Source organism: Sphingomonas corticis, from assembly GCF_012035195.1.
In the GTDB taxonomy this organism is placed as follows: domain Bacteria; phylum Pseudomonadota; class Alphaproteobacteria; order Sphingomonadales; family Sphingomonadaceae; genus Sphingomonas; species Sphingomonas corticis.
In genome coordinates this window covers 1-7494 of the sequence record NZ_JAAVJH010000037.1, presented here as the reverse complement: position 1 = coordinate 7494, position 7494 = coordinate 1, and the positions used below count along the sequence as shown (strand labels likewise).

4 protein-coding genes and 1 pseudogene are annotated in these 7494 nt (G+C 65.5%); 3 read left to right on the top strand and 2 right to left on the bottom strand.

All coding sequences use genetic code 11. The annotated features are described in order from the left end of the window. Positions 1–190: 190 nt before the first annotated feature. The gene (locus tag HBH26_RS19955) at positions 191–4414 is read right to left on the bottom strand and encodes a strawberry notch family protein (RefSeq protein WP_168136328.1); all 4224 of its coding nucleotides are present in this window, start codon (positions 4412–4414) and stop codon (positions 191–193) included. Between the two features lie 62 nt (positions 4415–4476). Next, on the bottom strand, positions 4477–5316 hold the full coding sequence (locus HBH26_RS19950) for a DUF7146 domain-containing protein (RefSeq protein WP_168136327.1): 840 nt from the start codon (positions 5314–5316) through the stop codon (positions 4477–4479). A 188-nt stretch (positions 5317–5504) separates the two neighbouring features. Between HBH26_RS19950 and HBH26_RS19945 the strand changes: the two genes are divergently transcribed. The 3 genes and pseudogenes from HBH26_RS19945 (at position 5505) to HBH26_RS19935 (ending at position 7307) form a co-directional block, all read left to right on the top strand. Continuing rightward, positions 5505–5870: a nucleotide-binding protein gene (locus HBH26_RS19945; RefSeq protein ID WP_209308700.1), complete on the top strand. Its 366-nt coding sequence runs from the start codon at positions 5505–5507 to the stop codon at positions 5868–5870. 33 nt (positions 5871–5903) lie between these two features. Beyond that, positions 5904–6655, top strand: a pseudogene (locus tag HBH26_RS19940) (IS5 family transposase). A gap of 367 nt (positions 6656–7022) precedes the next feature. After that, entirely contained in the window at positions 7023–7307 is a 285-nt protein-coding gene (locus HBH26_RS19935) for a CopG family transcriptional regulator (RefSeq protein WP_168136329.1), read from the top strand. Positions 7308–7494: the final 187 nt, after the last annotated feature.

Genomic DNA, 7494 nt, shown 5'->3' with positions numbered 1-7494 from the left:
CGTTGTCAGACTGGCCCAGCGTCGTATCGAACCCAGGCACGTTATCGCATGGTCATGCTGGCGACGCGCACATCAGGCCGCAGCACAACGCGCCCATAGCCGATCAAGAACGCAACTGTAATGCTAGGCTGCAACGATCCGAAGGTTCGCCAGCTCTACGCATTGTGCGCCCAGGCGGGCTATTGACGTTTCAGCCAAGGAGCCGTCCGATCGTTTCCGCGGCGCCCTCCACCGGCACGAACACGCGCGTCTTGTAGGCGATAATCTCCGTGAAGCAGCCGATCGACTTCAGCCAAGGCAGCTGGCCGGCAGGCGCGCCGACGATTTCGATGCGGGGCAGCCCGTTGACGCGCGCGCGCTTTATCTCGCAGGCGAATGGACGCTTCAGCGGGATCACGTTGCCGTTTTCGACTGCCTGCGCGATCTCGCCTGGTGCGAGCGTCTGCTCGTCCGATAGGCCGAGCTTGCCGAACAGCTGGTGAAGATCGCCGGGGAACACGATGCGTCCGAGCCAGGATCGGCCATCGGCATCAACGATGCGGGTGACAGCTAGGTGGCTGCTAGGTAGCGCCGACCAGATCGGCAGCAGCAGCCCGGTCGCGAGCCGCACCGTCTCGGTATCGACATGGTTGCGCGCCGCTTCGGCTTCCTCCTCCCAGGCAGCGGTGAAGTTGGCGCGCGGGCATTCCTCCCAGGCGGTCTCGTAGAGGTCGCCGGCGGCGAGATACTCGCGCCGGGTCGGGCGCATCAGCTCGATGCGCGGCACGGCGACGCCGTCCTCGGTCATGCCGGCCCGCGCGGCGGTCCTGAGCGCGACCTTGCCCGACTTGCCGTTGCGCACGAACACCGCGCTCGTGTCGGTGTCGGCGATGCGCAGCACGCGGTCGAGCGAGACGGGGTGCCTGCGGCGCGTGACCTCGATGGTGAGGAGGTGCGAGGTCGCACCGCTCACCGTGTCAGTGCGCAACAGGCGGTCGTCGAGCACGCTCGCAGTTTCGACCAGCATCGTCTCGACGCCGACATCGAGCGTTCCCGCCTCGCGCGCGGCCGCGACACGCGTCTCGACCAATGCCAGAAACTCGTCGAAGATGACGTTCTGGAGGCCGATCGGGAGCGCGAGCAGCCGGTTGAGCCAGCGCTGGATCGGCGGCAGGTCCTCCTTCAGCACGCCGTCCTGGTCGAGAAGCTCGAGCCCTGTGCGATGCTGGAAGTCGGTGAGGTTGGTGCTCTTGAGCTTGCCGCTTTGCAGCAGGTGATACCAGCTGATCAGCGCCGCTTTGGCATAGTCGCTCTCGAGGTTGTCGGCCGGATCGAACAGGTTCTGCCCGCCCGTCTGACGCTGGCCGCGGGTGAGCGCGCCGAGGCTGTCGAGCCGGCGCGCGATGGTCGAGGTGAAGCGCAGTTCACCCTTGCAGTCGGTGGTGACCGGTCGGAACAGCGGCGAGCAGGCCTGATGGGTGCGGTGGGTGCGTCCAAGCCCCTGGATCGCGCGGTCGGCGCGCCAGCCCGGTTCGAGGAGCAGGTGGACGCGCTGCTGCTGGTTGGTGGCGTCGAGGCTCGCATGGTAGGACCGCCCGGTGCCGCCCGCATCCGAGAAGACGAGGATGCGCTTTTCGCCTGCCATGAAGGCCGCGGCATCGGCCTGGGTGGCGCGTCCCGAGCGCGTCTCCAGCTTTTGCGTGCCGTTGGCGGACGGCACGAGCCGCTTGGTGCGACCCGTCACCTCGGCAACCGCATCGTGCCCGAAGTGCGCGAGCACGCCGTCGAGCACCGCCGCGATCGGCGGCAATGCGCATAGCTGCTCGATCAGATCGTCGCGCGCGGCTTCGGCTTCCGGGTTGGTGACGGGGGTGCCGCCCTCGTCGTACAGCGGGCGCGAGCGGACCTCGCCGGTATCGTCGCGATAGTCGCGCATCTGCTGCACCGGGAAGGCACGGGTGAGATAGTCGATGACCGCCTCGCGCGGCGAGAGATCGATATCGAGTTCCGCACGCTCGTCGGGGGTGAGTTCGCCCAGGCGCCGGTTGAGGATCGCCTCGGCGGTGCTGACCAGCTGGAGCACGACCGACTGGCCGGCATCGAGATGCTGGCGGACCGCCGCGAGCACGGTCGGCAGCTTGCACGAGAGCAGCAGCGATCCGAAGAAGCGCTGCTTGCAGCTTTCGAAGCGCGAGCGCGCGGCGGCTTTCGCGCCGCTGTTCTTCGTCGCCCCGTCGAGCGCGTCGATGACGCCGGTGATTTCCAGCGCCTTTTCCATGTTGCGATGGATGATGCCCCAGGCGTCCGCATAGCGGTCGTAGACATGGATCTGGTCGTTGGTCAGCTCGTGGCGCAGGATGTCGTATTCGACGCCGGCGAAGCTGAGCGCACGCGCGGTGTAGAGGCCGGTGGCCTTCAGGTCGCGCGCGACGAGTTCCATCGCGGCGATACCGCCCTGACGGATCTCGGAGATGAACGCCTCGCGGTTGGCGAAGGAGGTCTCCGGCCCCCACAGGCCAAGCCTGACGGCATAGGCGAGGTTGTTCACCTCGGACGCGCCGGTGGCCGACGCATAGAGGACGCGCGCCGAGGGTAGCCGGTTCTGGAGCAGCACCCCGGCGATGCCCTGCTGCGAGCCCGCCTTGGTGCCCATCGCGCCCTCCCCACCGGCGACGCCGCCCATCTCGTGGGCCTCGTCGAAGGCGATGACGCCGTCGAAGTCATCGCCCGCCCAGGCGATGATCTGGTCGAGACGGGTCGCATCGCCACGGCCCGAGCGCAATGTCGGGTAGGTCACGAACAGCACGCCCTCGCTCATCGCGACAGGCTCGTCGATCTTCCAGCGCGACAGCGGCTGCACGTCGGCCGCCATGCCGCCGAGCGCCGACCAGTCGCGGATGGCATCGGCGTGGAGTGCCTCGTTCTTCGACACCCAGATCGCCTTTCGGCGTCCGGCCAGCCAGTTGTCGAGGATGACGGCCGCGACCTGCCGGCCCTTGCCGGCACCGGTGCCGTCGCCGAGGAAGAAGCCCTTCCGGTACTGGCGACCGGCTGCGTCGAGCACGAGGCCGACGCCCTCCTTGTCGGGCGAGAAGGTGCCGGGGATGAACTGCGTCCAGGCGTGGCCGGCATAGACGACGGTCTCGAGCTGCGACGAGGAGAGCATGCGCTCGGAGACGGTGCGCTCGGGCAGGCTCGGGACGTGGGTGGGGATGGGAGCCGGGATCGAACCCATCGCGACCGATTCCACCAGCGAGGTCGGATGCTCGCCCGCCGCGTCGAACACGATGCGGCTCGGGCGATAGGGCAGATAGACGCCGGCCTGCTCGGCAAGCGGTGCCGGAATGTCCAGCACGCGATAGCCGACCGGCAGGACCTCGTTGCGGGTCGGCGCGCGGAGGATGCGCGGAGCGGCTGCGGGGCGTGACTTCACCGAGCGCAGCAACGAGAGGCCCCCTCCTCGCTTCGCCGGCGCCGGTGCGACCTCGTCGGCCACGATGCCGCGACCGGGGATGACCAGCGCTTCGAGCAGCGCGGCGACGTTGCGGCGCTCGACCGTGACGATCGTGGTATCACCCACCGTCTTGTCGATGACGTAGAGGCGAACCGCGACGCCGGTGCCATGCTTGCCATAGCCGTGCGTCAGCCGGATCGAGGTGCGCAGCGCCGTGCCGGCGAGCGTCGCCGCCCAGACGTCGCCCATACGCGCGGAGTGGGTGAACCAGTCGGGCATGACCGCGACGAGCCGACCGCCCGGGCGCAGGCGCTTCAATGCCGCCTGGAGGTGACGGACCGCGGCGAGCGCATCGGCGCCGCGCCCGACCGAGCGCGAGAACGGCGGGTTCATCAGGATGAGGCTGGGTCGCGCCATGTTCGCCATCGTGCTGGCGATCGCTGCACCGTCGTAGCCGGATACCGCGGCATGCGCGAAGGTCGCGCCAAGCCGCGCTCGCCTGGCAGGAGCGATCTCGTTGAGCTGGATCGCGGCGACCGACGGGAGCTGTGCGAAGAGCAGGCCGTTGCCGGCGCTGGGTTCAAGGACGACATCGTCCGGCCGCGCCGCTGAAAGCAGGACCGCTAGCGCGGCGATATCGACCGGGGTCGAGAATTGTTGCCAGTCGATCTGGTCCTCGCTGCGCACCGTCTGCGTCGGCAGCCGGTCGAGCAGTGCCAGTGCCGCGTGGAGATCTGCAGGCGTCTGAAGAACGGGGGGTGTGGCCACGAGATGAAGCGCCAGCGCGTGTTCGAGCATCTCGAAGCTATCGCGCTGCGTCCAGCGGCCTTCGGCGTCGGTGCCGCCATAGGCGGCGATCATCGCCTCGTTGAGGTCGCGGCGGGTGAGCTTCGCATCGCCGGCAAAGAGCCACACCAGACGGCGCGCGGCATCGGTGCAGGCGGACGCACGGTCGTGCGCGGCGTCGAAGAGGTCGGTCATGGTGCGGGTCTCCGTGTCTGGCTGCGTGCTGCAGCTCGACCACCCCACTCCCCCTCTCCTTCTCAGCCCCGGGGTTTCAGGACGTCGGCCCAGTCGCCGTATTGGCGTGGCGGGGGCATGCGGGCGAGCGTCAGTCCCTGCTCGCGGTACGCTTTCCACGCCTTGCTGCGCGCGCGGCGGCCTTCGGGATCGTTGTCCTCGGCGATGATGAGGCGGGTGACGCTCGCCGGGATGCGGATGCGGTCGAGCCGTGCCGCGCCGAGCGTCGCCCAACACGGGATGCCGTTGACCTGGATGAAGGCCGCAGCCGTCTCAAACCCTTCGGCGAGCGCGAGCGTGTTTCCTGCCCTGCCCCCCTGCCAGGCACCGCTCCCGAGGCGACCGAGCGTCACCTTGTCGAGGTAACCGGCCCGGTTGAGATCGAGGAAGATACGCTGGACGGCCCGGAGCGTGTTTCCTTCCCGGACCGCGATGAGCAGCGCCGGCAGGAATCGCGTCGTCGGCTTGGGTCCCCAGGGACAGCGCGGATGGTAGCGCACATCGGTCAATGGCGCGGTCAGCCCTCGCGCCGCGATATAGGCTGCTGCCGGAGTGTCGTCGGTCGGCATCGCCTCGGCCCATAGCCGTTCGACATTGGCGGGCCGATCCGGGCGCGGGGCGGCAGGTACGAAATGACCCGATCCGGGCCGTACGCGCGAAAGCTCGCGCAGCACATCCTCCGGATCACATCCGGCGAAGCAGTGGACGAGGATGCCGTCATGGCCCTGCCGGATCGAAAGGCTGGGTTCCTGGTCATCATGGGCGGGGCACCGGCAGGTGGCGATATACCCCCGCCAGGTGCCGCCAAGCGCGCCTACGATATCGGCGACCTGCTGGGTGGGTCTGAGAGCAATCAGGGACATTTCCCGTCTCCTTCATCCTACCCAATCCCCCTCAACTATCCTACATTCACACTGCACAAGCGGTGGTTCGATAGTGCATATAGCGCTCCTTTCACACAACCCCGATATTGACTCCAATGCTCTTATAGAGCCAAGCCGGATTAAACGACAATGCAAAGGCGCGCCTTTAATATTCCTTGGAGATGCCAATGATCCTTACAGTCGGTAACACGAAGGGTGGCGTAGGCAAAACCACCCTGGCCGTTCAACTGGCCATCAGCAGGGCGCTCGAAGGGCGCGACGTTTGGCTTATCGATGGCGATCGACAGGGCACGGCGGGAGCTGCAATCTCTGCTCGATCGATCACGGGACGAAGTCCGGGCATCGCCTGTGCCCAGTATCCGGACGGCGCTCAGCTACGTACTCAGATCAATCAGCAGCGCGATAAATGGCAGGATATCGTAATTGACGCTGGGGGGCGTGATTCCACGGCTCTGAGGGCTGCACTCGTTCTTACCGACGTGCTCGTAGGGCTCAAACTCAATCAGCGGCTTGAGGCGGAGCGGCTTTCCTGATTCACTGCGGGCGTGGATCATGGGAGTGCGGGCATGGCGCTGTTCTGGTTGTCGGATGAGGCGTGGGCCGCGATCGAGCCGCACCTTCCGAAGAACCAGCCTGGAGCGCGGCGTGTGGACGACCGGCGGGTGATCTCCGGCATACTGCATGTGCTGAGGGTTGGCTGCCGCTGGTGCGACTGTCCGGCGGACTACGGGCCGTCGACGACGGTGTACAACCCGTTCAACCGCTGGTCGCACCGGGGCTTCTGGCTCAAGCTGCTTGATGCGCTGGTGGACGTAGGCGCGGTGACCAGGAGCACCGCCATCGACAGCACCTACGTGAAGGCCCAGCGTGCCGCGTTCGGTGCAAAAGGGGGCGCTCGGTCCAGGCGATCGGTCGCTCGCGCGGCGGATGGACCACCAAGGTCCACGCGCTCACCGACGTCATCGGCCGCCCCTATGCGCTGATGCTGACGCCTGGCAACGTCAGCGATGTGAAGGCCGCACCCGCGCTCCTCGAACGCGCAGGCCGCATGCGCTACCTGCTCGGCGACAAGGGCTACGACGCCGACCGGTTGCGCCGCTTGGCCCGCGATGCAGGTGCCATCCCGGTCATTCCCGGCCGGCGCAACCGCAAGCGCGCCATCCGCTACGACAAGCAACGCTACGCCGGCCGCCACCTCATCGAGAATGCCTTCTGCCGCCTCAAGGATTTCCGCCGCGTCGCCACCCGCTATGACAAGCTCGCCGCCAACTTCCTATCAGGCGTCGCTCTTGCCACCGCCTTGGCGTTTTGGCTCTGAATGAGTCTGAACCCTAGTACCCTTCGCTCCTCGCTCGTACGATGTTTGGGCGTTGGATGACACGGCGAAGTTAATCGACGAAACCAGAAGTGTGCGTGATGGTCTACGATGTTTTGCTGTGATGAATCAGGCTGATCCCGGCACGAGATCTACGGATAATGTCGATGCCGCAGCCGCCGTAGCTGATTACCCACAATTTGAATACCTTCCCGTTGCGATCCGGAGGCGAAAGTCCTTGAGCAACGCGGCGGGCTCAGGCCTCTGTGTATCTGAACTTGCGCCTATCGACTCAAAGGCAGCGTCAGAAATTAGGCACTTGTACGACAGTGTTCTTAACATTAAAATGACCCTTTAGAAGGTGGAATTGATGGTTGTTCAACGTCGACCCAAGCTGACTGAATCTGCAGTGGAAGCGGCGGCGCAGAAAGCTTTCATTGATGCTGCGCCTGACGCAAAGCCAAAAAGCGGAAAGAGTCAAACGTATGAGAAAGGCATTGCGAAAGGGAATAAGCGTCAAATTACCCTGACCATTGCTCCTGAACTGCTACGTAGTGTGGACGAAATCGCGGCTAGATCAGGTCAGACTAGGGCTGCCGTCATCAATATGGCAATTTTCAGGTCAATCCAAGGTGATATCTTCAAAGCGCCGTAGCCCGTAGCGAAAGCTAAACGCAGTGTGCATTGATACCCTTTTAATATCCATACGGTGCTCTTTAGGGTCAGGACCCATTGATGTGGGAGGCGCGATCTGATTCAGGCTCCGTGAGGAGAGAGTGGATGAGCGACCTGTACTGGCTGACGGATGAGCAGATGGCGCGTCTGCAACCGTTCTTTCCCAA

Coding starts and splice junctions, on each gene's coding strand:
- HBH26_RS19955 (WP_168136328.1), bottom strand. CDS start 4,414: ATGACCGACCTCTTCGACGCCGCGCACGACCGTGCGTCCGCCTGCACC.
- HBH26_RS19950 (WP_168136327.1), bottom strand. CDS start 5,316: ATGTCCCTGATTGCTCTCAGACCCACCCAGCAGGTCGCCGATATCGTA.
- HBH26_RS19945 (WP_209308700.1), top strand. CDS start 5,505: ATGATCCTTACAGTCGGTAACACGAAGGGTGGCGTAGGCAAAACCACC.
- HBH26_RS19935 (WP_168136329.1), top strand. CDS start 7,023: ATGGTTGTTCAACGTCGACCCAAGCTGACTGAATCTGCAGTGGAAGCG.